At 31.6% G+C, this 25918-nt stretch carries 19 protein-coding genes and 1 pseudogene; 1 reads left to right on the plus strand and 19 read right to left on the minus strand.

Going from position 1 to position 25918, the window contains the following annotated elements; translation table 11 throughout:
• From B5D16_RS10240 to B5D16_RS10320, 18 genes and pseudogenes are all read right to left on the minus strand, one after another.
• A pseudogene (locus B5D16_RS10240) lies at nucleotides 1–215 on the minus strand (hypothetical protein); the annotation flags it as partial.
• 85 nt (nucleotides 216–300) lie between these two features.
• Nucleotides 301–1434, minus strand: coding sequence for an RNA polymerase sigma factor RpoD (gene rpoD, locus B5D16_RS10245; protein WP_078766894.1), 1134 nt, complete (start codon nucleotides 1432–1434; stop codon nucleotides 301–303).
• A gap of 135 nt (nucleotides 1435–1569) precedes the next feature.
• Nucleotides 1570–2454, minus strand: coding sequence for a diacylglycerol/lipid kinase family protein (locus B5D16_RS10250; protein ID WP_078766895.1), 885 nt, complete (start codon nucleotides 2452–2454; stop codon nucleotides 1570–1572).
• Between the two features lie 14 nt (nucleotides 2455–2468).
• On the minus strand, nucleotides 2469–4307 hold the full coding sequence (locus tag B5D16_RS10255) for an aminopeptidase P family protein (protein WP_078766896.1): 1839 nt from the start codon (nucleotides 4305–4307) through the stop codon (nucleotides 2469–2471).
• Nucleotides 4304–7285 (minus strand): Fn3-like domain-containing protein, encoded by a 2982-nt coding sequence (locus tag B5D16_RS10260; RefSeq protein ID WP_078766897.1) that lies wholly within the window; start codon nucleotides 7283–7285, stop codon nucleotides 4304–4306. The genes B5D16_RS10255 and B5D16_RS10260 overlap by 4 nt, the downstream gene beginning before the upstream one ends.
• Nucleotides 7286–7299: 14 nt before the next feature.
• Entirely contained in the window at nucleotides 7300–9027 is a 1728-nt protein-coding gene (locus B5D16_RS10265; RefSeq protein ID WP_341465212.1) for an ABC transporter ATP-binding protein, read from the minus strand.
• Nucleotides 9020–10750, minus strand: a complete 1731-nt coding sequence (locus B5D16_RS10270) for an ABC transporter ATP-binding protein (RefSeq protein ID WP_078766960.1) — start codon at nucleotides 10748–10750, stop codon at nucleotides 9020–9022. The genes B5D16_RS10265 and B5D16_RS10270 overlap by 8 nt, the downstream gene beginning before the upstream one ends.
• Nucleotides 10751–10768: 18 nt before the next feature.
• Complete coding sequence (locus B5D16_RS10275) at nucleotides 10769–12238, minus strand: N-acetylmuramoyl-L-alanine amidase family protein (protein ID WP_078766898.1); 1470 nt, start codon at nucleotides 12236–12238, stop codon at nucleotides 10769–10771.
• 102 nt (nucleotides 12239–12340) lie between these two features.
• Complete coding sequence (locus B5D16_RS12585; protein ID WP_200803982.1) at nucleotides 12341–12514, minus strand: DUF6472 family protein; 174 nt, start codon at nucleotides 12512–12514, stop codon at nucleotides 12341–12343.
• Nucleotides 12515–12528: 14 nt separating this feature from the next.
• Entirely contained in the window at nucleotides 12529–13791 is a 1263-nt protein-coding gene (locus B5D16_RS10280; protein ID WP_078766899.1) for an alpha-amylase family glycosyl hydrolase, read from the minus strand.
• Between the two features lie 46 nt (nucleotides 13792–13837).
• The gene (clpX, locus tag B5D16_RS10285) at nucleotides 13838–15388 is read right to left on the minus strand and encodes an ATP-dependent Clp protease ATP-binding subunit ClpX (RefSeq protein WP_078766900.1); all 1551 of its coding nucleotides are present in this window, start codon (nucleotides 15386–15388) and stop codon (nucleotides 13838–13840) included.
• A gap of 216 nt (nucleotides 15389–15604) precedes the next feature.
• Nucleotides 15605–17389, minus strand: a complete 1785-nt coding sequence (locus B5D16_RS10290) for a S1C family serine protease (protein ID WP_078766901.1) — start codon at nucleotides 17387–17389, stop codon at nucleotides 15605–15607.
• A gap of 252 nt (nucleotides 17390–17641) precedes the next feature.
• Entirely contained in the window at nucleotides 17642–19042 is a 1401-nt protein-coding gene (locus B5D16_RS10295) for an LCP family protein (protein ID WP_078766902.1), read from the minus strand.
• 49 nt (nucleotides 19043–19091) lie between these two features.
• A complete protein-coding gene (galE, locus tag B5D16_RS10300) occupies nucleotides 19092–20108 on the minus strand; it encodes a UDP-glucose 4-epimerase GalE (protein WP_078766903.1) in 1017 nt (338 codons plus the stop codon).
• A gap of 22 nt (nucleotides 20109–20130) precedes the next feature.
• On the minus strand, nucleotides 20131–21447 hold the full coding sequence (locus B5D16_RS10305; RefSeq protein ID WP_078766904.1) for a CdaR family protein: 1317 nt from the start codon (nucleotides 21445–21447) through the stop codon (nucleotides 20131–20133).
• 1 nt (nucleotide 21448) lies between these two features.
• Nucleotides 21449–22309: a diadenylate cyclase CdaA gene (cdaA, locus tag B5D16_RS10310; protein ID WP_078766905.1), complete on the minus strand. Its 861-nt coding sequence runs from the start codon at nucleotides 22307–22309 to the stop codon at nucleotides 21449–21451.
• Nucleotides 22310–22355: 46 nt separating this feature from the next.
• On the minus strand, nucleotides 22356–23765 hold the full coding sequence (locus tag B5D16_RS10315; RefSeq protein WP_078766906.1) for a hypothetical protein: 1410 nt from the start codon (nucleotides 23763–23765) through the stop codon (nucleotides 22356–22358).
• Entirely contained in the window at nucleotides 23740–24183 is a 444-nt protein-coding gene (locus tag B5D16_RS10320) for a hypothetical protein (RefSeq protein ID WP_078766907.1), read from the minus strand. Before B5D16_RS10320 ends, B5D16_RS10315 begins: the two co-directional genes overlap by 26 nt.
• 287 nt (nucleotides 24184–24470) lie before the next feature.
• On the opposite strand from B5D16_RS10320, the gene mscL reads away from it, so the two are divergent.
• Nucleotides 24471–24875, plus strand: a complete 405-nt coding sequence (gene mscL, locus B5D16_RS10325) for a large conductance mechanosensitive channel protein MscL (RefSeq protein ID WP_078766908.1) — start codon at nucleotides 24471–24473, stop codon at nucleotides 24873–24875.
• A gap of 54 nt (nucleotides 24876–24929) precedes the next feature.
• On the opposite strand, the gene B5D16_RS10330 is transcribed toward mscL, so the two are convergent.
• On the minus strand, nucleotides 24930–25901 hold the full coding sequence (locus tag B5D16_RS10330) for a hypothetical protein (protein ID WP_078766909.1): 972 nt from the start codon (nucleotides 25899–25901) through the stop codon (nucleotides 24930–24932).
• Between the last annotated feature and the right edge of the window lie 17 nt (nucleotides 25902–25918).

Genomic DNA, 25918 nt, shown 5'->3' on the forward strand with positions numbered 1-25918 from the left:
ATTACTTTTAGTAACTTTTCTGCATCACATCTTGGACGACCTGTTTTGTAGCCTTTCCCTTCTACAAAGTATGGTGTTAGGTCGATGTGGTCCATTACATCACAAAAAGTATAAACCGGATCAGAAATATCAATTAATTTTTCGATAACTAATGGTAATTTTAGTTGTTTTAATGTATAATTATCATTGGTTTTATAATTAGTTAGTTGTAACATAACCTAATTATACCAAAAAGTAGCTATGAGCGCGAGCTCATAGCTACTTTTCTGTTAGGGGAGTTTTTTTACAGCCCCCATTATTTTATAAAAAGTCTTTAATTTTCTTACTTCTAACAGGATTCTTAAGCTTTCTAAGTGCCTTAGCTTCAATCTGTCTAATTCTTTCTCTTGTAACATCAAAAACCTTACCAACTTCTTCAAGTGTTCTTGGATGTCCATCATTAAGACCAAATCTTAAAATAATAACCTGTTTTTCTCTTTCCTTAAGATCATTAAGTAAAAGATCAATATGCTCACGAAGCATGTCTCTTTCAACAAATTCTTCAGGAGTAACTGTATTATTATCAGCAACGAAATCACCAAGGTTTGAATCATCCTCTTCACCAATAGGTGTTTCAAGAGATGCTGGTTCTCTGGCAATCTGCATGATTTCTAATACTTTATCCTCTGTCATATCAAGTGCTTCAGCAAGCTGAGATGTTGTAGGTTCTGCTCCAAGTTCAAGAGTAAGCTTTCTTTGCATCTTTGACATACGGTTAATAGTTTCAACCATATGAACTGGAACTCTGATTGTTCTAGCATGATCAGCAAGTGCTCTTGTTACAGACTGTCTAATCCACCATGTAGCGTAAGTACTTAATTTGTAACCCTTTTCATAATCAAACTTTTCAACACCTTTAATAAGACCTAAATTACCTTCCTGAACTAAATCAAGGAAACTCATGCCTCTACCAGTGTATCTTTTTGCAATACTAACTACAAGACGTAAGTTAGCTTCAATAAGTCTCTGTTTTGCAACAGGATCTCCCTCTGCTTTTCTTTTAGCAAGGGCAAGTTCTTCATCAGCTGTAAGAAGTGGTACCGTACCAATTTCCTTAAGGTACATTCTGACTGGATCCTCTGTTCCGACGCCTTCAAGCAGTTCTACTGCACTAAGATCTATGTTCTCTTCATCTTCCAATTCGGGAACAAAGTCATCTTCATCAAGTGGCTCTAACAAAGTATCGTCAACAAATTGGTCATCATCCACATCATCAATCTGAAGGATATCGATTTTATTCTCTTCTAAAACCTGATACAACCTATCTGTTTGATTCTCGTCAAGTTCAACATCCTTGAAAACTGCATCGATTTCATAGTTTTCAAGCACACCCTTTTTACTTTTTCCGAGTTCTACAAGCTTCTTAAGTTCTTCTTCGAAAAATTCTTCCTGCATCACTTGCTCCTTTCGCCGACCTCAATTTACACTTTCCCAATTGTGTATAAGGGTAGCCTTATCATAATAACCCATTTTTTATAAATTGTCAACATTTCTGTGCATTTTTTATTTTTATCAACAAATCCAAATCATTTATGATTTAATTTCAATAGCACTAGGAATTACACTTATTTCTACTTCTTTATGGTTACCCGCAAACTCACCATCAACTGTCCATGGAATCTTCTCACTAGAAATAACCTTAACATGCTTAGCTTTTCTCTTAATTACACGATCGCTTTCTTCCTTAAAACCACTAAGTACTCCAAGAACCTCATTTAAATCAGGTGGTCCCTGTATACTCTTAACAAATAATAACTCAAAGATACCATCATTAAGAGAAACATCCTTACCTGTAATTCCCTTAAATCCACCAGCTGATGTAGCATTTGTTATCATGGCATAAAGGAAATCATCCTCTATTATTTCTCCATCTACGTCTAATACAACGTGATAGTTTCTAAGTTTTGGAAGACTTCTAATACCTTCTAACAGGTACGCAGGATGTCCTAAAACATTTTTAAGATCCTGCGAAGTACTATATGAAACTTCAGTAAATGCACCAAATGCTGCAATATACACAAAGTATCTTTTGTTAAACAAACCAATATCAATAACGTATTCCTCTCCATTTATTGCAACATCCATTGCATCTTCAATAGACTTAGGAATACTTAAACTATTTGCGAAATCATTAGTACTTCCTGTTGGGATATATCCAAGAGTCGGTCTGTCTTCAATACGCATCAAGCCATTTATTGTTTCATTAAGCGTTCCATCACCACCACTACAAATAATATGGTCAACAATTTCACCATATTCAACCACTTTTTTTGTAGCATATCCCTTTTCCTGTGTAGGCACAGCTATAACATCATAACCTACCTTTGTACATTCATCAATAATCTCAGCAACATACTCAGATATAATTGTTTTTCCTGAATATGGATTATAAATAAATAATAATCTCTTACCCATAATATCCCTCCATCTTACGATAACATTCTGGTTTCCTTACCTAACCACTCCTTCTCTTCTTCATTTAAATAAGGTGAAATTTTCTCATATACTATTTTATTATAATTATTTAACATTTCAATATCAGATGCATCAAGATACTTTGTATCAACCGCATCAAGATCAACAGGACAAAATGTAATTGTTTCAAACTCCATAAATTGTCCATATTCATTCTCTTCTGCTTTTTTACAAACCAGTTCGTTCTCTATTCTAATACCAAATTCATTCTCAATATACACGCCAGGTTCTATGGTTGTTACCATACCTTCTTCTAATACACATCCATCATTTCTTTCTGGTACCTTTCTCCATCTAAAACCATTAGGTGCTTCATGAACAGATAGCAAATACCCAACGCCATGACCTGTACCACATTTATAATCCATACCAAGCTTCCATAACGAACCTCTTGCCAAAATATCAAGATTAAGTCCTGTACATCCATATAAAAACTTAGCATCTGATAAATTTAACATCCCCTTTAATGTTAATGTATAATACATCTTTTCTTTATCAGAAAGTTCTCCTAAAACAATGTTTCTAGTAATATCCGTCGTTCCTTCAAAGTAATGTCCTCCACTATCAACTAAAAGCATCCCCTTAGGTTTTAATATAGCGCAATCTTTTCCTGCCTCATAATGCATCATGGCTGCATTGCCTCCATATGCACTAATTGTATCGAAACTTAAACCAATTAAACTTTTACACTCTTTTCTAAATTCATATAATTTATCTGCTGCCGATTTTTCGGTAATTTCAATCTTACCAATATTATGTTTTAGCCAATATATAAACTTAGTTACAGCAACCCCATCATAAATATGCGCTTTTCTTAAGTTTTCAAGTTCAACTTCATTTTTAACTGCTTTGAAAGCTGTTGTAATGTTAAACTCATCAACATAATCAATTTTTAACTCTTCTAATATCTTAAGTAATCTATAACTACTCATTGATAAATCAACTAAAAGCTTATAATTACCAATCGAAGAATCAATAACTAATAACTTCTTTATGTCTTCATAAAAATCTTCATATTTCTTATGAATAATCTGGTTATATATCTCTGTTCCCTCTACATTCTTATTAAGTGCTTCTTTAACATTTGCATTTTCATTAGAATAAATGTATATCTTATCATTTGTTAAATATACAAAGCTTAAGAATACTGGATTACACTCTATGTCATTGCCTCTTAAATTAAGAAGCCAAGCTATATCACATAGGGATGATAAAACATAACCATTAACATTTTTCTTTTTCATGTAATCTCTAACTCTTTCTATTTTAGAAAGAACACTTTCACCCGAATAAGTAATTTGCAAATCATAAACTTTTTCAAAACGTAATTCACTTCTATCTTCCCAAACATAATCCAGAAGATTAATATCGCATAGAATCTCTCCGTCTCCGATTGAATCTCTAAATGTTTTTCCAAGACTTGAACTAATCATTCTACCATCAAAACCTAATGTTTTGTATTTTTTCTCAGCAAATACTTTCGCAATTAGTTCTTCCTCTTTTAAAACATCCTTCTCTCCCATCTTCATAAGAATCACTTTGCTTGTGCTAAGTTCAGATTCTGCCTGAATAAAATATCTTCCATCAGTATAAAGATATGCTTTTTCATCAGTTATAATAACACTTCCATTACTTCCACTAAAACCAGTGATGTAATAAACTTCTTTAAAGTAATCCTGTATATACTCACTACTATGAAAATCCGATGTGGTTGTATAATAAACGTCCACATTTTTATCCTTCATAACTTCTCTTAACTTTTTTATTCTATCATTAACACTTAATATTTTCATTTCTTATTACTCTTCTTATTCTTCTTACCTATTACCTTTTTCTTAGAAACCTTTTTCATCCTAACCACTTTGATTTTTACTTTTTTAATTGGACCATATTCACCATAAAAAGTATCTCCCTGTACTCTCTTATAACATCTAACCTTAATATAATATGTCTTTCCTGGTTTTAACTTTTTAGTTTTAAAAGATAGACTTGATGTTTTCTTTAAGTCAGAATAACCAGATCTCTTCTTCCTGGAAAACTGAACCTGATATTTAACGCCTCCAGTTCTCTTCTTAAGTTTGATTTTTACATAACCCTTTTTATCCAGTTTAGTTGTAACACTCTTTATTCGTGTTTTCTTAGGGAAAATCTTAAATTCCTTAATTAATGTTCCATTGTAAGAATCAACACCTTCAATAATTATTTTACCAATACCAATATTAACATTATCCTGGTATCTAATAGTATAATCATCATCTTTTGATAAACTCATACCCTTACATACTAATTGAACGGTTGGACAAATTGCTTTCCCAGTATAAACATAAGTATTTTCATAATAAACATCAGCCTGATTAATACTTATTACTTTTACACCCATCTTAGTAATTTTAACGTATTTAACCTTAAATGAATATTCTGCTTCATTACCGCATATATCAACAACTTTTACGTTAAAAATTTTTGTATCATTATTTAAGAATTCATACTCTTGGGTTAATTTCTTTTCACTACTATCTTTTATGTCTCTATTAGAATATACATGTTCATTATTTACATATAAATCATAAATACCAATTGTTGGATTAATATTTACATCATATGTATATTTCTTTTTAGACACTCTAACCACACCGATAGCATTAGCTAAACCCTTATCAACGCTCAAGCTTAGCCCATCACTATATATAACACCTTTTATTGTAAAAATGTTACTTTCTTCGCCATTTTTAAGTAAAACAGAATATGTATTAATACCATTCTTAACAAAAACACGAACCTTAAAATCATAAACATGTTCTAAATCTGTTTTTGTTATTTCAACATTTTTATTATTTATTTTAAAGGAATCTGGTATTTTACCAACTATTTGTCCTTTTATTATAAATTTACCACTATCGACTTCATCCTTCGTAAGTACTGAATATGATTTTAAATTAATGTTTTTAATCGTTGTTTTTTCCAAGTCATACTCAGACAAATCAAAATCATCACATAGTAGCAATTCACTACTATCATCTGTTTTTTCTGCTTTATAAACTGCATTACCTGCCATGTCCATAAAGAAACATTCAACATTTTTTTCATCTGCATTTAAATTATAATAATACTTTCCACTTGTATTTCTACAATCAGATAGCAAATTAATCTTTTTGATTTTACCATTTGAACACATTGTAAAATATGGATAAATCATATTATTATCATAAGCTGTAATCTCTAATTTTGAATCTTTAATGTTTAAATTAACAACCGGTGCAACACTATCAATTACTACATTAAATGTTGCTTTTTCAAAATCATCATTTTTACTAGCTCTAGAATTAATTACATATTGATAGTTTCCATCAGGATAATCACAATAAGCCATTCTTTTTTCATCATAGTATTTTGTTTTAAATCCTATAGGAATCGAACCATTAACATCATAACTTCCTAAATCATTATTAATATTTTTACCTTTTATGGAAACATTAACTTCACGTATTTTTCTATCCGACTTAATAACTGGTCTTATCTCACCATATAAGCCATTAGGAGATAATGCTATATAATCATTACTATAATAATCCTCATATTCACCATTTTTTCTTCTAGTATATAAACCTAATCTATTACCATACTTATCCATAAAATATGAATTATCAAAATCAATAAGTTTTCTCTTACCGAAATTACCTTTATACATAAGAATTGGTATTGATAAGTCAAAATCTCCATCAAACTCAATGAAGCCTTCAACATAACAATCCTCAAGTTCTGGTGTTTGAATTAACATTGTTACCTTTGCACTTGAAAATGCTGGTACTGTAACACTATCCTTAAAAGATGTTATCTTGCCATCTTTACAAGTTTTAAGTTTCTCATCATTTTCGTTTGCCATATAAAGTGGGCAATCCTTAAGTTCATAAGTAACATCTACATCACCATAATTTTTTAGTTCAATTTCTACTAACGTATCATCTTCTTTTGAACTTACTTCACCAAGTTCAACCTTTGCCTTTCCATTAACGCTTGCACATACCTTACTCTCTAAAAAGGCTTCGTCGTTTATAACTCCTGCGCCTTGCTTTCTAACTGAATATGGAATTTCTCCATCATACTCAACTTGAGAAGTATTCAATAAACAATTATTAATATAACTTAGTATTTCCTCGCTACTAAGTTTTCCATTAACCTGTTCTCTTTTCTCTTCGAGAAGTTTCTTTACATGGTTTAAAGAATCTCTAAAAGATTCATCTTCTTTATCATCAACTAGACAATCAGGTTTACATGATAATGAATTATTTGCAATTTCAAAATCTTCACTTAATACTTCATTTATTCCAGCTATAGCTGTAACATATTCAGAATCAGCATAGCTTTTTAATTCATACTTTCCAAATCTATTTGCTTTTTTTTCAAATGCAGATGATAAAAGTAACTTACCTTCATTAAAGGCTTTTTCAAGTGAAACATTTGCTGTATCTGTATTACTAGCTCCCGCATCATAACTTAATACAGCTATCTCATCATCACTTTCAATAATTTTATCGATTTCATCTGAAAGTTCATAATCCATGCAAAATGATTTAATTAATTTCTCATTTTCATTATAGTAATCACCGATATTTAACAAGGCCTTTTTAAGTACCTCTCTGTTATCCCTACTAAGATTTTCACTTTCATTATTCTGATTTTCATTATCCAACGCATACACGCCAATGCCTGTATCCATATTTCCAACTAATACAACCATTGAAAGCGCCATGCAAAGTAACTTTTTCTTCATGTCTGTCTCCAACTCTATCTACTATTATACATTTCGTAGTACATTCCACGTTTTTCTAATAATTCATCGTGATTGCCACATTCAACAACCTTGCCATCTTTCATTGCAACTATAATGTCTGCATTTCTAATTGTTGATAATCTATGAGCAACAATAAAACTTGTTCGTCCTTCCATCAATTTAGCAAATGCTTCCTGGACCTTTATTTCAGTTCTTGTATCAACAACACTTGTTGCTTCATCAAGAATAAGCATAGGCGGAACCGCAAGCATAATTCTTGAAATACATAAAAGTTGCTTCTGTCCAGCTGAAAGTGAACCACCATCTTCCTTTATGTATGTATCATATCCGTCAGGAAGTCTCATAATAAAATTATGACAGTGACTCTTCTTAGCTGCCTCAATAACTTCCTCATCAGTAGCATCTGGCTTACCAACTATAATGTTGTCTCTAATTGTTCCTTCCTTAAGCCATGTATCCTGTAAAACCATTCCAAATCCACTTCTTACGGATTCTCTTGTATATTCTCTACTATCTACATTATCGATGCTAATTTTACCATCTTTAATATCATAAAATCTCATTAAAAGATTAATGATTGTAGTTTTACCACATCCAGTTGGTCCAATAATTGCAACCCTCTGTCCACGCTTTACATCAATATTAAAATTCTTGATAAATTCTTTATCATCAGTATATGAAAAAGCAACATCATTTATGCAAACATCACCATTAAGGCTATTAATATCTAATGTCTTTTCGCCTGTCTCTTTTTCATATTCCTCATCTATTAATTCAAACACTCTAGATGCACATACCAAAGAATTTTGTAATTCAGTAATAACACCTGAAATCTCATTAAAAGGTTTTGTATACTGTTTTGCATAACTTAAAAATGATGTTAATCCACCAACTGTAACATTCCCCTTTATAACTGACATTCCAGCAATCATCGCAACAAATGCATACACCAAACTATTGACGAATCTTGTTGAAGGATTAACTAATGATGAATAAAACAAAGCTCTAAGTGATGATTCACTTAAACTCTGATTTATTTCATCAAATTCATCAATCATGTCTTTTTGCTTTGAATATGCAGTAACTAATTTCTGATTAGCTATTGCTTCTTCTAAATTTCCTGTTAATTCTCCTCTTGTTACCGACTGTTCTGTAAAAAACTTATGTGTATTCTTAGCTATAAAACTTGCAACAAAAAATGAAATCGGAGTTAACACAACAACAACTAATGTTATCTTTAAACTAATGGATATCATAAAAATAAGCGTAAAAATAATCGACACCACGCCTGTAAAAAGATTAGAAAAACCTAATAATAATCCATCCGCAAACTGATCAACATCAGCTATAATTCTACTAACTGTATCCCCCGTGCTTTTTGAATCAAGCATCTTAAGTGGTACTTTCTGGATCTTTTCATATGCATCTCTTCTTATATCTCTTGTAACATTATAAGTAATATTATTATTAATAGTACTCATAATCCACTGTAATATGCCTGATGCAATACATACTAATAGTATTCTAAAACAATATATATACACATTATCAAATTGTACTTTATTTTTCCCAACTATACAGTCTATGGCTTTTCCGCCTAATATCGGAACATATAAACTAAGCGCAACTGATAAAGATGCCGTAATAATTGAAACGAAAAGAAGACCAACATACTTTCTTATGTATTTTAAAATTCTTAATCCTGTTTTTTTATTATTCATAGTCAACCTCACTTCCATACTGAGATTTGTAAATTTCTCTATAAATCTCATTACTATTTACAAGTTCACTATGAGTTCCAATCCCCATAACTTCCCCTTCATCTAACAAAATGATTTTATCCGCATCTCTAACTGCAGAAATTCTTTGTGCAACAATGAAAGTTATAGGTTTATAATCAAGGCTCTTAATTCCCTCTCTTACTCTTTTATCCGTAATCATATCAAGCGCTGATGACGAATCATCCAAAATAAGGATTCTTGGCTTTCCAACCAAAGCTCTTGCAATTGACAATCTCTGTCTTTGACCTCCTGATAAATTCTTACCACCAGCTGTAAGTTCATAATCAAGTTTTCCTTCTTTTTCAGACACAAATTCATAGCTTTCAGAAAGCTTGAGGGCTTCAATTAATTCTTCTTCTGAAGCATCCTTCTTTCTCCAACATAAATTGTCTCTTATACTACCTTTAAATAAAACAGCTTTTTGAGGAACAATACCTATTGTTTTTCTTAATTCATCTTCATTAACTTCACTAATGTCAATTCCATTAATTGATATCCTACCTTCACTTGCTTCATAAAACCTTGGAATAAGATTAATAAGCGTTGTTTTTCCACTACCTGTTCCGCCTATAATTCCAATTGTTTCACCGGCATTTGCTATAAAACTAACATTCTTAACGGCTTCAGCTCTACCCTTATGATAAGCAAATGATACATTATCAAATTTAATATTAATATCACCATTTAAATCTTCATCGATTATTTCATCATATTCACATCTGCTTTCAATTTCAAGCACCTCTTCGATTCTGTCTCCTGATGAAATTGACTTAGTAATGTTTATTACTAAATTTGCAAACTTAACAAGCTCTTCCAAAATCTGAGCCATGTAGTTATATAACGCAACAACCGCACCCTGTGAAAGTATACCAACATCAACCCTGATGGCACCCTTTTGAATTAATACTATTGTCGCAATATTTATAATAATCAAAGTTACTGGATTTAAAAGATTTGAAATATGTCCAACATATTTCTGCATATTTGCTAGATTATCTGTTCTTTCATTAAAATTAGCAATTTCTTCCTCTTCCTGTCTGAATGCTCTAACAACTCTGGCACCAGTAATTGATTCTCTTGTCATAACTAGCACCTTATCAAGAGCACCCTGAACCTTCTTATAAAGTGGAATAGATACTAATATAATTGTGAATACTACAACTAATAATATAGGGATGGCAACAGCAAATATCAATGCAAGTTTAACATCAATTGTAAATGCCATAATCATTGCGCCTAAAACAACGAACGGTGATCTCAGTAAAAGTCTAAGTGCCATATTAACACCTGACTGAACCTGATTAATGTCACTTGTCATTCGTGTAATAAGTGTATTAGTCCCCTCTTTATCAATTGTCTTATATGAAAAGCCTAATATATGTGAGAATAAATCATGTCTTAAGTCAGTTGCGAATCCAATTGCTGCCTTCGCTGCAAAATACTGAGCTGTTATGGAAAATGCTAGTCCAACCGCTGCCAACACCAATAATAAAACTGACATTTTTACGATATATGCATTATCTCCTTTATCTATACCATTATCAATCATCATCTTAATAACAATTGGAACGTATAGCTCAAGAAGCGCTTCTAATAATTTAAAAAGCGGTGCAAGAATTGTTTCAATTTTATACTTTTTTAAATACTTTAGTAACTTAAACATCATTTATCCCATCTTTTACTATTTATTATTTTCAATAGCCTTAATTAATCCATTACAAAGACCTTTTGCATACTTATCTTTATTCTTCATAAAGTGATTAAAATCCTCTTCAACTGACATGTATGCAAGTTCGCATAGACAGCACTCAATACCATAATTTGCCTTAACCCACTTATTCTTTCCATACTGTGGATGTCTTCCATCTGTGTAAGCATTAGTTGAGATGCCACCTAACTCTCTTAACATATATAAATAATCATCACCACGTTTTACATCATATGGAGCAAATCCATATTGAGCAGCTATTGATCTTATTTCAGCAAGTTCTGTTGCACCGAATGAATGTGAATATACACCATCCTCTCTCATAAATGAACCACCAAGATTTGATGTATATGTATTAGCATCCTTAACAACACTATCAGCTAGGTACCTAGCCATGCTTGTATCAGCTTTACTTGAACAATAAATCTGAACTCCACCTTTAGACATATCAGCCTCAGAACTATTTAAATGTATTGATAAAGCATATTTTGCTCTAGAAGCACATGCTAATGTAACTCTTCCATTATCCTCATATGATGTATAAACGCTATAATCATCATTACTTTCTGAGCCATCTCTGGTAATTAATACTTTATAGCCCTGATTCTTTAAATTCTCATAAACCATTTTGGCTATTTCTAAGGATAAATCCTTTTCATAGTAACTACCATGTATAGCTCCAACGTCACTTCCACCATGTCCTGGATCAATCACAATATCGTACACATCCTCAGGTAGTTCCTTTTTATAACAATTTAAAAACATAAACTTTGAGTTTTTCTGTTCTTCAACTTCATTAGGAGTATAAATGTTTATCTCCCTATTTGACTGATCCTTTAAATTTGTAACCGTATAATATTTTATATCTTTTTCCTTAGTCTTATTTTCAAGTGGTAAGAATAAATTCTTCCCCTTCGAATCCTTAACAACTACATATAAAGCGTATGTACCTTGTTTAACGTTCTCTAAAAATAAGCCCTTATTTATAACTGACGAAGCGTTAAAGTTTACTTTTTTCCCTTTATTTTCAAAATTAATCTTTATTGCACCAGCAACTTTAGATGATATATCTTTATCTGACTTACTGATATCAATTAAACAAAGACTTGCACTTTCAACACTGTTGCTTCCTAGTTTTTTAATTCCTATACTTCCCTCAAAGTTAAAATGTGTTCCATATACATAAAACTTATTAACTTCTAGGCTATCATTATAATAATCTGCATTTTCATTAATAAATTTAAGTTCATTGCCTTCAACATATTCCTGAATACTCTCTATTTCATCACCACGTTTTGTTTCCATGCTTTGAAATTCAGCAGTTGTCTTTGTTTCCTCATTCTTATCTTTTTTATCTTTCGACTTACTATTGCAAGCGCAACAATTCGTTAGTATCAAAATACTAATAACTACTAATACAATTCTCTCTTTTATAATCTTCATGTTTATCTTTTCCTTTTATAATTATATCAACCCTATATATTTCTCCCCATGCTCTTTTTACACCTAAAAATAGCGCAAACATAAGTTTTGCGCTATTTCTATCTACATCTGATGTCTGACAACCAGATACTCGTCTCCATTTATATAATATGGACAATTTTTGAAAGAATCCGATAAGAACTTTTGCATTTCATCTTCATCAAGATCTACCATGCAAACATAGCATTCATAATCTTCATCATATTCATAATTCGCGCACTCATCACACATCGACATATAACATACTCCTTTTAGTACTCTATAATTCTTGTTTCATAAGGCTCTAATTCCACTGTACCAATTGAAGAAATTGGAACGTCCACCTTATGATGTTCACCATCAGCATTAATAGCCACTAAAACATTTCCATCCTTGCAACATCTCTTAAATAACAAATACTTGTTATCAATTATGACATTCTCATAATCACCATATATAATGGCTGGAGTAGACTTTCTAATCTCAATTAAACTCTGAATATACTCAGTTAAGTTGTTAAACTCAGGCTCAAAAATTTGAGGTCTTAGAGCTGAGTCATCAGAATTCTTAATACCAGATATTCCCCATTCACTACCATAATAGATACAAGGTATACCTGGCATAGTAAGTAATAGAGCAAATGCTGGATAAAGTTGCTCAGGATTTCTAAGCGCCGATGCAATTCTAGTTACATCGTGATTATCCACAAAGTTAAACAAATGCTTTCCTGTATATAAGCACCACTCTTCAGCACCATACTGTCTGTTAAGTGAATGTGCAATTTCAAACATATTCATATCATTAAAACTTGAATAAATACCCTTGTAACATTCATAGTTTGTGATTGAATCAAGCATATCAGGTCCCATAAGAGTATTGTAATCACCATGTAACATTTCTCCAACGAAGAAGAAATCAGGTTTAATATCTCTACAGAACTTAACTAATCTCTTAATAAAATCATGATCTAATGAATAAGCAACATCAAGTCTTAATCCATCAATATCAAACTTTTCGATCCAACCCTTTACACAGTTTAAAAGGTAATTAACCAAATCTTCATTCTTTAAATTAAATTTCACAAGTTCATAATGACCTTCCCAACCTTCATACCAAAGTCCATCATATTTATATGAATTACCTGCAAAGTTAATATAAAACCAATCCTTATATTCAGATCTTTCACGATGTCTTAAAACATCCTGGAATGCAAAGAATCCACGACCTGCATGATTAAAAACTCCATCAATTACAATTTTCATGCCCTTACTATGAATGTCCTTACAAACTTTTATAAAGTCCTTTTCAGTTCCAAGTCTAGGATCAATTTCATCGTAATGTCTAATATCATATCCATGTGCATCAGAATCGAATAATGGATTAAATAAAACTGCATCTACACCTATCTTCTTAAGGTGCTCAGTAATATTAAGCACTTTCAATATACGATTCTTAACAACCCCATCATTTTTCTGTGGTGCTCCACAAAATCCAAGTGGATATATTTGATAAAAAACACTTTCTAAAGCCCACATCTTAATCCTCCTTCTCACAATACCAGTTTTCTCTACTTTTTTAAATCTATTTAACATTACGCATCTCAATAATAGGTGCGCCTTTGTCTTCTACATATTCCTTAGTAATAATAACCCTACCAATATTATCGTCTTTTGGAATCTCATACATAATATCGAGCATAATCTCTTCAATTACAGCTCTTAACGCTCTTGCACCAGTACTTCGCTTAATAGCTCTTCTTGCAATAGCATGAAGTGCTTCATCATCAAACTGTAAGTCAACTTCATCAAGAAGCAATAACTTCTGATACTGCTTTGTAATAGCTCCCTTAGGTTCCTTAAGGACACTAACCAACATATCCTCAGTCATACCGGAAAGAGCAAATACAATTGGAAGTCTTCCAATAAACTCAGGAATCATACCATAAGTTCTAACATCCTCAACAGTTACTTTCATCAAGAGATCTTTTTCGTCATCATATTTATCTTTTAAGTCAGCCTGAAATCCCATAGATGACTGTTTATTAAGTCTTTCTTTTATAATATTCTCCATATCAGGGAACGCCCCGCCACAGATAAATAAAATATTTCTAGTATCAACTGTTTCCATAGGAACCATTGCATTCTTACTACTAGAACCTATTGGAACTTCAACCAAACTTCCCTCTAATAATTTAAGTAAGCCCTGCTGAACTGACTCTCCATTAACATCTCTGGTACTTGTACTAGTCTTTTTCGCCAACTTATCAATTTCGTCAATAAAAATAATACCAACCTCGGCTTTTTCAATATCACCATCAGCAGCATCAATTAATTTACTAACAACTGATTCTATGTCATCACCAATATATCCAGCTTCTGTAAGAGTTGTTGCATCAGTAATTGCAAGAGGAACATCTAATAATTTTGCAAGTGTCTTAACTAAATAAGTTTTACCGCATCCAGTTGGACCAAGCATTAACATATTAGATTTTTCAATTAAATCCTCATCATTTTGATCAGCTGTAATTCTTTTATAATGATTATAAACTGCAACAGACATAACCTTCTTAGCATGTTCCTGTCCAACCACATATTCATCAAGTTTCTGCTTAATTATATGTGGTGCAGGTATTTTTTCAATGTCTATTACTGGTTTTGATTTATCCTTTTTAGGTTTTCTTTTAACCTTATTTCTACCACCCATCATTGAAGATAAGTCTGATAAATTGATCATGGATATATTAGAAATGTTACTTCCATTATTATCATTTCTATCATCAACAACAGAAACATCATCACCTTCACTATCTTTAGACTCATTAGAATCACTACTTACAATATTTTGAGTATTATTAGGAATACCCATCATTCTACATAATTCATCTAACTGTGCAGGCGATAAATTATTTCCACTAATATTAAAGTTTCCCATAGGCATACCAACGCCTCCATATGTCTTATCTATATCATCAAGACTCTTTTGTAAACAATCTCCACATATGTAAAATCCACCTGGAAACTTAAAAATCTTATTCTTTTCATTCTCACTTCTTCTACATAATGAACAATATTTTACATAAACATCTTCATCATTAGTTTCTTCAATATCAATATTTTCAATTTTATCACTCATAATTATTAACCTTAATTCTTTTTTCCTTAACTTAACCTTAACTTCTAATAAAATATCAACTAATATTATACTACATATCGTAAATTTATGAAATATATATTATAGATTCCCTACTAATTACTTGAAATAAGCCCATATAATTTTCAAACCCCTGCACAAGATTTGTACAGGGGCCCATGAAAAAATTTATAAAGAGGGAAAAGAACGCTTAATTAATTATTTATCTGATCTACCATCAGACATCTCATCTTTAGGAAGTGTATTAGCATCTTTAAGTACTACATCCACTTTCTTTTCTTTATACTCTCTACCATCGAGATATTTTATTGTTACTTCTATTTTATCATTAACTGAATAATATTCAAGTATTTCTTGCAAATCTTCCATATTTTTTACAGAATCACCATCAACAGCCACTATAATATCCTTAGCTTCGATACCTGCTTCCTCAGCTGCACTACCTTTATTTACCTTAACAACATAGGCTCCAATTGGGATTCCATAATCTCTTTCGTCTTCTTCAGTAACAGTTTTTCCTTGTATTCCAAGGTATCCTCTTTTTTCTTTATCAACCTTATCCCTAGTTTCCTTATTCATAAGTTCATTAATTCTGTCTAGGGCAGAAGAAATAGGAATTGCAAATCCCATACCTTCAATACTAGCTGTTCCAGAATAACCATCTGATGAATACTTAGCTGAATTAATACCAATAACCTCGCCATTAGAATTAATTAAAGCACCACCACTGTTACCACCATTGATTGCAGCATCTGTCTGAATAAGATTCAATGTCTTATCTTCAATATTAACTTCTCTGTTAAGAGCACTTATAACACCTGTTGTTACTGACTGTCCATAACCTAACGCATTACCAATTGCAATAACACCATCACCTACTGATAATGAATCAGAATCACCAAGAGTAGCAATCTTAATATTCGATAAAGTATCACTATCCATAGTATCAAGAGGAATTGCAACAATTGCTAAATCCTTATCCGGATCTGTCCCCTTAATCTTAGCTTCTACTGATTTTTCATCTATAAACTTAACCGATAATGAATCCGCACCTGCAACAACATGGTTGTTAGTTACAATTAACAATTCACTATCTGTCTTTCCAACAATAATACCTGAGCCTGCTCCTTCCTGTTCATACTGTTCGTTTCCACCACCGAACCACCAATTAAAATCATTGTAGTTCTCAACCATCGTCTTACTTGTAATTGCTACAATTGATGGCATAACATCTGAAACAACATCTGAAACATCAGTCATCATAATGGCACCGTCTTTAACAACACCCTTATCCTTACTCTTTGAAGTTGTAAGTTTTATCTGGCTCTCAGTCTCATTATTTTTAGTTAGGGAATTAACTTTTCTATTTAATTCCTTATATTTATTATATCCTACATAACCGCCAAGACAAGTAACACCAATAAGTGCTATTGCAGCAGCTGTAAGAACAAATTTCTTAAAAATTGGCATCTTCTTAGTTGCTTTTTTATTATTTCCATTCATATTATTCATCTGATATGCATTATTATCAAATGAATTTCCATATGAATTATTAAAGCCACCATTAAATCCGCCCATATTTTCATTAGGAGTAGCTTGCGCTCTCTTAATATAATCAGCATACTGATTATTTGTATATTCTGAATTTACAGAATTATCTTTCTGTATACTATTTGTATATATCGTATTACTAGCTTCTGTATTAACAGTACCGTTATATTCACCATTAATAGTTGTATTATTAACCCCTGAATTATTAACTTCAATAGTATTATCAACTCTTGAATTATTAACTTCAGTACCATTATCCACATGGTTCATATTATATAAACCATTAGGTCCAATACTAATATTACCAGTATTCTGAGTATTTGAAACTTCCTTTGCAAGTTTCTCTGCTTCTTCGTTTATAATCTGAGAACTAATACTTTCAGTATTCATACCGACATTATTCATATTCTCTCTTTCTTTTTCATCAAACATCTTCTTATCCTCCTTGATTTTAACGTTAAGATTTAAACTTCTTTCGTTTAACTGTCTTTAGTTTAAAACCAAATTGTGTTCAATTTGTGAATACTTCGTCAAGAAAATATGTTTTTTAGATAATAAACCAAGCCGTCAAAATCGAATTATACAGTAAAACTCTAAAAAAAGCAATACTTTTTTTAGAGTTTTATGTATAGTTAATATTATATTGTTTATAAAACTATAAAGTTTCCATAATCCCAACAAATACTAGATACCCGAATCATCTTTCGCATCATCGTATCCATAATTTTGTCCTTCATCGTCAAATGACTTATATTTTGATTTTTTCTTTGTTACTTTAGGACCACCATCAACTACTTCACCCATCTGTTCATCAGTTGCTAAATCCTTAGGTAACTTTCCATCCTCCGATGTAGCCTGCCACTGCTGTGTCTGCATGTAATCAGGATAAACTCCTGTATTAGCCTGAAGATTATTACTAATATTTTCAACCGTGTATGATGGCTGATACTCTTTTTCACCATATAAGAATTCATGTAACTTTGAAACATTATATGATAAGCCTTTAATAATTACGCAACTCTTTCCGCCTAGATCACCAGTTGTGAATGAGTTAGGAAAACTCTGTGTACCAGATAACTGGAAATCAAATATGATTGGCATCATATTCATAAGTTCATCCCACTGGAAACTTGTTCCAATAATCTTTGCATTAGCCTTGTTCTGTGAAAATACCAATTCTGCTGCTTCCTTAAGTTCATTTACACCTGCATCCTTAGCTTTTTCAACAAGTTTCATAATTACAGAACGCTGTCTAGCAGCACGACCAAAATCATTATTGATAACCGCTCCACTTTCTGGATCATAAAATGCCGTTTTTCTTATACGACAGTATGTTGTAGCCTGAATACCGTTCAAATGAATATTCTCTCCATAGTTAGTAACTTTAGCTGTTCGTTTTCCAATTGATAACATTGTACTAGACATATGATGGTTAAGCTGACTCATCTCTTCTTCAGTAAGATTAACATCAATTCCACCTAATGCATCAATAATCTCTGATACGCCAGCGAAGTTAACGACAATATAATCTTTTAAATCCAAATCCATGTTTGTATTAATTGTGTTAAGTGCAGCTGTTGGGCCTCCTCTTGCGTATGCCGAGTTAATCTTATCATAAGCAGATGTTCCATCAGCACTTTGAATAGCTAAATAACTATCTCTATAAATAGAAACCATTTTTACTTCACTTGTTGTATTATGAATACTAACAATAACAATCGAATCACTGTTAGTTCCACTATCGAAATTTGCATCTCTCGCATCAATTCCGAACATAACAAAATTAGTATATTCTCCAGAATACATATATTCTGGCAAATCCTCATTTACTTTAATTTTCTTTTCATCAAATGTAGGATCAAATACTGTACTATTGTAATCTTCCTTACCATAAACACCCATTAGATACTTACCAACAGGAGTTTTTATAAATTCCAATCTTGCTTTAGGAACAAACAGGAACAATAATACGGCTATTCCAATAATTCCAATCAAAACCTCAATGGCTGTAAGCAATCTCCATAATATCTTAATTTTTTTCTCTGACATTACAGGTTTATCTGCGGTTATTTCTTTAGTAGACATTTACTCTTTCTCCGTTATTATAATTTTCCCTTATTATAATTACCCTTCATTATTTTTTATATCCATTTGGATTAGCGCTCTGCCATCTCCATGTATCAGCGCACATATCTTCAATATTATATTTAGCTTCCCATCCAAGTTCAGCCTTAGCAAGTGAAGCATCTGCATAACATTCATCAATGTCACCAGGTCTTCTTGGAGCAATTACAAATGGGATATCGACGCCACTTGCCTTCTTAAAGCTTTCAATAACCTGAAGAACACTATAACCATTACCTGTTCCAAGATTATATGCCTTAACACCTGGATTCTCCCAAATCTTTTCAATAGCCTTAACGTGTCCAATTGCAAGATCAACAACATGAATATAATCTCTTACACCAGTTCCATCAACTGTATCATAATCATCACCGAATACATTTACCTGTGGAAGCTGACCTGTTGCTACCTTTGCAATGTATGGCATTAAGTTATTTGGAATACCATTTGGATCTTCACCAATCTTACCACTCTTATGAGCTCCAATTGGATTAAAATATCTAAGTAATAAAATGTTCCATTCGTTATCTGAAACATAAAAATCTCTGAACATCTCTTCCTGCATAAGTTTTGTTCTTCCATATGGATTAGTTACAGAAAGTGGAAAATCTTCCTTAATTGGAACAGTCTCCGGTTTTCCATAAACAGTTGCCGATGAACTAAATACTAAATTCTTGCATCCATTCTTTCTCATAACATCACAAAGAACTAATGTACCTGAAATATTGTTCATATAATATTCAAGTGGCTTTGCAACTGATTCACCAACTGCCTTTAATCCAGCAAAATGAATTACTGCATCAATCTTGTTTTCAGCAAATACTTTCTCCATTCCTGCTCTGTCATTAATATCTAATTCATAGAACTTTAATGTTTTTCCTGTAATTTCCTGAACTCTCTTAAGTGATTCTTCAGATGAATTGCATAAATTATCTACTACTACAACATCCATTCCTGCTTCAAGAAGTTCAACGCATGTGTGACTACCAATATATCCTGCGCCACCTGTTACTAAAATTTTCTTCATAATAATTCTCCTTTGTTTCTCTTTATCTCTCTGTAGCTTCTGAACTTGATTCAATTTCAGAAGCTCTTTGTGTTTCTTCATTTGTTTCTTTTTTTAATATTTTAACTTTTGCCTTTACATCATTAATAACTTCATATCCATCCGGAAGAGAAAAACTTACCTGATACTCATCAATTTCCTTTGTGGAACCTGATAAATCAACATAGAAATTAATTCTATTAACATCAAACATATTATGATTATCTGGCAAAGCCTTAACGTTAATGATTATCTTTGATGATAATAATGCTGCCTGATATCCTTCAGGAACATTTGTCCACTTAACATTTTCTTTATTAAGTTCATACATCTTCGTTACCATTTTCTCTATGGTAATTACAACCTGAAACTTTCTATTCTCAGAATCATAAATCTTCACACCATCTGGAAGATATTTTTCAAGATCAACCGTTATAGTCGTTGTTCTAATTTTTCCTGAAATATCAAACGTTCCCTTAGGAAGTGTAATATTCTCACATTTTGAAACATCATCCGGTTTACCTATTACCTTAAGTTCAGTGGCTGAGTTTTCAACATCTGTCACTGTACAATCCTTATCAGGCTCACCCTCAATATTATAATTAATCAAAATACTCTTAGTCATGAGAATCTCAATTTTAACCTTAGTCCTTTGTGATGACATGCTAACTTTTGAAGGGTCTATTTCCTCGCCATCAGCCTGGTATAATTTAATATCATACTTACCAACAATGTCTCTTGTTGCATCACTAACATCAACATCAACACAAACCTTGTTTATAAGATTAAGCACTGATGCTCGACCAGTTATATCTATTTTATCTCTACCTATAATCTCCTGACCAATCTCATATCCAGTAAATGGTTGTCCCTCTGTATTGATTGTAACATCAAATTCCTTAGTAACAACACTTTCTACTGAAACCTGAATAGTTTTGGTTTTCTGATTAATAATTACATAGTTCTGATATGCAGCATTTTTAAATTCTACATATACTGGAACAGAATATACCTTTGACATCTGTGACAAAGGTGCCTTAGCTATAAAATCACTACTTGATAAATTTGATACCTTTGATCTTTTACCTGTAATAGTAATCTGTGCAACATTCTCTCCTATGAGATTATATTCTAAATTCTGTCTAGTTAAAGCTTCCGGATCAGTCACTTCTATTGGTATTGCGTTAATAGTTTTTGTTATTTCTGGATCATTAACATTAACTACTGCAAGCCAAACTAGAAATGCAAACACAAGAGAGCCTAACTTAAACAGGATATTCTCGGTAAGAATACCTTTTACAACTCTTAAGAATTTCTTCATTCTACTTCCTGTGTCCTTTCCAAATTTTAAACTTTTTATTATTCTTCTTATTCTTCTTTCTAACCTTAGGCATAAGTTCTGTCTTAAGATTTTCACCAGTCTTACAAGCTACAAGATTACCACCCTTAGCAAGACTAACTCGTCCTGTTTCTTCTGATACAATTATTGTATAGCTATCAGTGACTTCACTAATGCCTAACGCTGCTCTATGTCTTGTACCAAGTTCCTTGCTAATAAGCATATTATCTGAAAGTGGTAAATAACATGTTGCAGCTATTATTCTATCATTCTTTATAATAACAGCTCCATCATGTAGAGGTGTATTATGTTCAAAAATATTAATTAATAACTGACTACTTATCTTAGCATCAAGAGTAATTCCTGTATTTACATACTCATCAAGTGCAATATTCTTTTCAATAACAATTAATGCACCAGTTTTATTCTTTGCCATTTCAAAAGTAGCTTTAATTATTTCATCATAAACATCTGAATTTATAATGTTTGTAGTATCATCTGGTTTAAATATACCAGTAAACAATCGTCTTTTTCCTAATTGCTCTAATGCCTTACGAAGTTCAGGCTGGAACACAATTAAAATAGCAATAATACCAACACTTAATGTTTTATTCGCTATCCATAATATAGTACTCAACTGGAATATGGAGGCTATAATTATAAATAAAAGTAAAAATATAATACCTTTAAGAAGGGACCATGCTCTTGTCTTTTGAATCCACATGGTTATTTCATATACTATAATTGCAAGTATAATAATTTCCACAATGTCAGTATTATACAATTTAGGAATTTCAAAATACTTTAGTACAAAATGTCTAAAATGTTCAAAAACATATCCCATATTTGGCCTCCTTTCCTATATATTCCAAACTTATTAATTTATAAAATTACTTATCTTTATTTTCGTCCTTATTTAAACCTGTTGGTCTTGTACTAGGTCTGTTAATACCTGTTGTTGATGGTCTTGATGCTCCAGGTCTGCTAGCACTTGATGGTCTCGAAGTAGTAGTTGAACTAGTTGGTCTACTTACACTACTTGGTCTTGATGTAGTTGTGCTACTTGGTCTTGTAGTTGTTGGTCTGCTTGCACTTGGTCTACTTGTACTTGATTTACTAACACTGGTTCTTCCAGCAGTTGGTCTACTTGTACTTGTAACAGACGCTCTTGCACTACTACCCTGTCTACTAGTATCTATAGTACTTCTTCTTGAAGGTACTTTACTTTCAACATCTTTCTTTATGTCTTTTGCAGCCTTAATATCATCTATGATGTCTTCATTTTCATCTTCTACTTTTTCATATGCTTTCTTTATTTCATCAGCATCTGACTTACCAGGTAAAACAACACTTCTTCTCTTTGTCTTTCTAGTATTAATATGTTTAACACTTACTTCAGGTGTTGTAACTGTAATCTTAGGTACAGCCTTAACATAATAATAATATTCATCATCCTCAAACTGAGTATGTTCTGTTCTTGTATAATCAACTGAGAATACAAGGAATTCAAATATATATGCTAAAACAATTGAAACCATTGTTCCTACAACAATTGAAACAACAGGTGTCTTAACTGCATTTTCAACAACTGTGTTACCAACAAGGAATACAGCAAGGTTTGCAATACCACCACCGAGAATTGCAATTGCCCATGAATAATTAACTGACATACGCTTAACTGTATATACAATAATAATTACAAGTGTAAATGCTATAACAGTTAAGTACATCTCGTTATTACCAAGCAATGAACCAATAATCATTTTAAACTTATCTGTAACTGAATCTGCAGACATATTGTTAATAAGTGCAGCATTCTTGCTAATATAACTAAGTAAATAATAAATGATAGTACCGCATGCTACCGAAACAGCTGAAATTGGAGACAAACAAAGTCCAACAGCTATTGGTATGAAATATGGAATCTTTATAAAGAAAAAGATAGATGTTAATACCAAAAGAATACTATCATTCCCTGAGAATCGATAATATAAGATGAACATTACTATCATCATAACCATGATTACTAACGCCATCTCCATAGATAGGGCATAAACATGAGCTACAATAACAATAGATAATATAATTGTCATCAAACTAAATGGTAAAAATGAAGCAAGTAAAGCAACTATAAGCATAATTGGTTTAGCTCTAAAAAGAGCCATATAACCTATCTTCTCACCTAGCAAATTCATCGAGAAAAATATAATAAGGAACTTTCCTAGTGCTGAAAGATAAACATCATAGTCATTATATATCTTTTTGCATTTTTCCTTAAGCACCAAAATGTTCATTAGCATTGTCTTCACCTCCGTCATCATCACCGTATTTTTCTTTTTCGTACATTCTTCTTAGCTGTTTCAATCTACCATTATATTCTTTTAAATGCTTTCTAATCTTCACAAATTTAACTAAATATGCCAAATACGCAATAAGCATATTTAACACCAAAAAAACTACATATCCGATTAGAATGTCCTTACCCATCTTAAAGAAATTAAGAGAAGTAAGATTCTTCATAAGTTCATCCGACTTATAAGCAATCACTAATGCCACAACTAAAGCATACGCTATTGTGATTGCAAAAAAAGATCCAATCAAATGTAGTCCTATATAATCACTTTTAAAATATTTACTTAATGGAATTTCCTTCCTTCCCTCTTTCTGTTCATACGTTGCTAATTTTGTCATTAAAATGACCTTATCTCTATTAAGCATAATAGTCTCCTATCATATGTGCATACTTTCTAAAGATTATATCACATCTCAAACCTTAATTCTACAGGAAATTTCTTAATGTTATCTTAATATTCGTCATAAAAACGCAATAATTTTGTTCGTCATTTTATTAAAAATTAAGCAACCATTTTCCAATTACACTTTTTATTTTGCCTTGATTTTTCTCTCTTGATAATTTATAAAAATTTATATATAATAAAATAAGTTATGAGAAATCGGTTTCGTATATTTCACATACGCAAAAAACTTAATAGGAGGATTGGGCAATGAATAAGTTTCTTGAAGAATTCAAAGAATTTGCTCTTAAGGGGAATGTTATGGACATGGCTATCGGTGTTGTTATCGGTGGTGCGTTCAAGTCAGTTGTTGACTCACTTGTTAATAACATCATCAACCCTATAATTGGTTGTTTCTCAGTAGGCGGTCTTAACGGATTATCTTTCAAACTTGGTAAAGCACAACTTTATTACGGTGCATTCATTATGGAAATCATTAACTTCCTTGTAATTGCATTTGTACTTTTCACAATTATCAAGGCATTTAACAAAGTTTCAGATTTCAGAAAAGCTCCAGAAGAAGCTCCTGCTGCTACAACAAAGGTTTGTCCTTATTGTAAGAGTGAAATTCATATAGACGCTACAAAGTGTCCACATTGTGCTTCAGATCTATAGAGTTTTCTGAATAATATAAAAAGGTGATTTGAATTATCAAATCACCTTTTTTATTTATTCCAATACATGTTTTTCAGCATACACTATATCTATAATATCACTATATTCTTTTAATGCATCTTTCAACTCTTCTTTTTTATTTGCTGTAATTGTATCGTTTACTTCAATTACAATTTTACAACCATCTACTGATACATTATTAACATCTTCATTCTCCATAAGAATATTATTAATTTTATCCGATATAGCTTTCAATTCTTCAACAGAGTATTTACTTTTTTTGTATATTATTAAATCCTTATCTATTATCTTTTCAATATTTGCTTTGTATTTTTCTTTTTCATCTTTCATATATATGATTAAGTACAACTTATCATCAACAATTTCTTGCGAATAGCCTCCATACCACTTCTCATTATTAAAATTCTGAACCATCGCAATACAAGAATTAATCGTTTTTTCTCTGTTATATGTCTCTAAATAATCCTTGTTTATATCAATTTTCAGATTAGTTATAAGCCAATTATCAAACTCATCATATCCACTTTTAAAACGAACATAATTTTCATCTTCATCTACACTATCAACAAAAGCTACCATATCTTTTGTTAACGGATTATAATGTATAACATTGTAATTACCATATTCATCATATATATATATATCACGTTCTTTAACTTTCTCACACTCTTCCAACTCAATATCATCACCTTTTTTTTCTCCTATTTTCATCTCACCAACTTTTTCATAAAAATACTTTATTTTATCCTCATCAATTATATCCACATCTGGGATACTAATCCATGAAGTATCAATCGATTCATTAACTTTTACAACAATCTTATTAATTTGTTTATATGAGCAAATATTTCTCGATTTCCAATAATCAAAACCATCTCTTAATTCGTTCGTTTCTTTATTTGTTATTTCTTCATTTATATTCTCTTCTTTTTTTTTTCTACATCCGCAACAACTACTCACCACTCCCAAAACTAAAAGTATTAAAAATACATTTTTTTTACCCATATGTTCTTCCTTCCGAA

The sequence above is a fragment of the Eubacterium uniforme genome, assembly GCF_900167115.1.
GTDB classification, from domain to species: Bacteria; Bacillota; Clostridia; order Lachnospirales; family Lachnospiraceae; genus Eubacterium_S; species Eubacterium_S uniforme.

Bases quoted from the DNA above. Each gene is read 5' to 3' on its own strand.
- cdaA (WP_078766905.1), bottom strand. From the start codon at position 22,309: ATGGGATATGTTTTTGAACATTTTAGACATTTTGTACTAAAGTATTTT.
- mscL (WP_078766908.1), top strand. From the start codon at position 24,471: ATGAATAAGTTTCTTGAAGAATTCAAAGAATTTGCTCTTAAGGGGAAT.
- clpX (WP_078766900.1), bottom strand. From the start codon at position 15,388: ATGAGTGATAAAATTGAAAATATTGATATTGAAGAAACTAATGATGAA.
- B5D16_RS10275 (WP_078766898.1), bottom strand. From the start codon at position 12,238: ATGAAGATTATAAAAGAGAGAATTGTATTAGTAGTTATTAGTATTTTG.
- rpoD (WP_078766894.1), bottom strand. From the start codon at position 1,434: ATGCAGGAAGAATTTTTCGAAGAAGAACTTAAGAAGCTTGTAGAACTC.
- galE (WP_078766903.1), bottom strand. From the start codon at position 20,108: ATGAAGAAAATTTTAGTAACAGGTGGCGCAGGATATATTGGTAGTCAC.
- B5D16_RS10280 (WP_078766899.1), bottom strand. From the start codon at position 13,791: ATGTGGGCTTTAGAAAGTGTTTTTTATCAAATATATCCACTTGGATTT.
- B5D16_RS10330 (WP_078766909.1), bottom strand. From the start codon at position 25,901: ATGGGTAAAAAAAATGTATTTTTAATACTTTTAGTTTTGGGAGTGGTG.
- B5D16_RS10290 (WP_078766901.1), bottom strand. From the start codon at position 17,389: ATGTTTGATGAAAAAGAAAGAGAGAATATGAATAATGTCGGTATGAAT.
- B5D16_RS10315 (WP_078766906.1), bottom strand. From the start codon at position 23,765: ATGCTAATGAACATTTTGGTGCTTAAGGAAAAATGCAAAAAGATATAT.
- B5D16_RS10260 (WP_078766897.1), bottom strand. From the start codon at position 7,285: ATGAAGAAAAAGTTACTTTGCATGGCGCTTTCAATGGTTGTATTAGTT.
- B5D16_RS10305 (WP_078766904.1), bottom strand. From the start codon at position 21,447: ATGAAGAAATTCTTAAGAGTTGTAAAAGGTATTCTTACCGAGAATATC.
- B5D16_RS10270 (WP_078766960.1), bottom strand. From the start codon at position 10,750: ATGTTTAAGTTACTAAAGTATTTAAAAAAGTATAAAATTGAAACAATT.
- B5D16_RS12585 (WP_200803982.1), bottom strand. From the start codon at position 12,514: ATGTCGATGTGTGATGAGTGCGCGAATTATGAATATGATGAAGATTAT.
- B5D16_RS10255 (WP_078766896.1), bottom strand. From the start codon at position 4,307: ATGAAAATATTAAGTGTTAATGATAGAATAAAAAAGTTAAGAGAAGTT.
- B5D16_RS10320 (WP_078766907.1), bottom strand. From the start codon at position 24,183: ATGCTTAATAGAGATAAGGTCATTTTAATGACAAAATTAGCAACGTAT.
- B5D16_RS10250 (WP_078766895.1), bottom strand. From the start codon at position 2,454: ATGGGTAAGAGATTATTATTTATTTATAATCCATATTCAGGAAAAACA.
- B5D16_RS10295 (WP_078766902.1), bottom strand. From the start codon at position 19,042: ATGTCTACTAAAGAAATAACCGCAGATAAACCTGTAATGTCAGAGAAA.
- B5D16_RS10265 (WP_341465212.1), bottom strand. From the start codon at position 9,027: ATGAATAATAAAAAAACAGGATTAAGAATTTTAAAATACATAAGAAAG.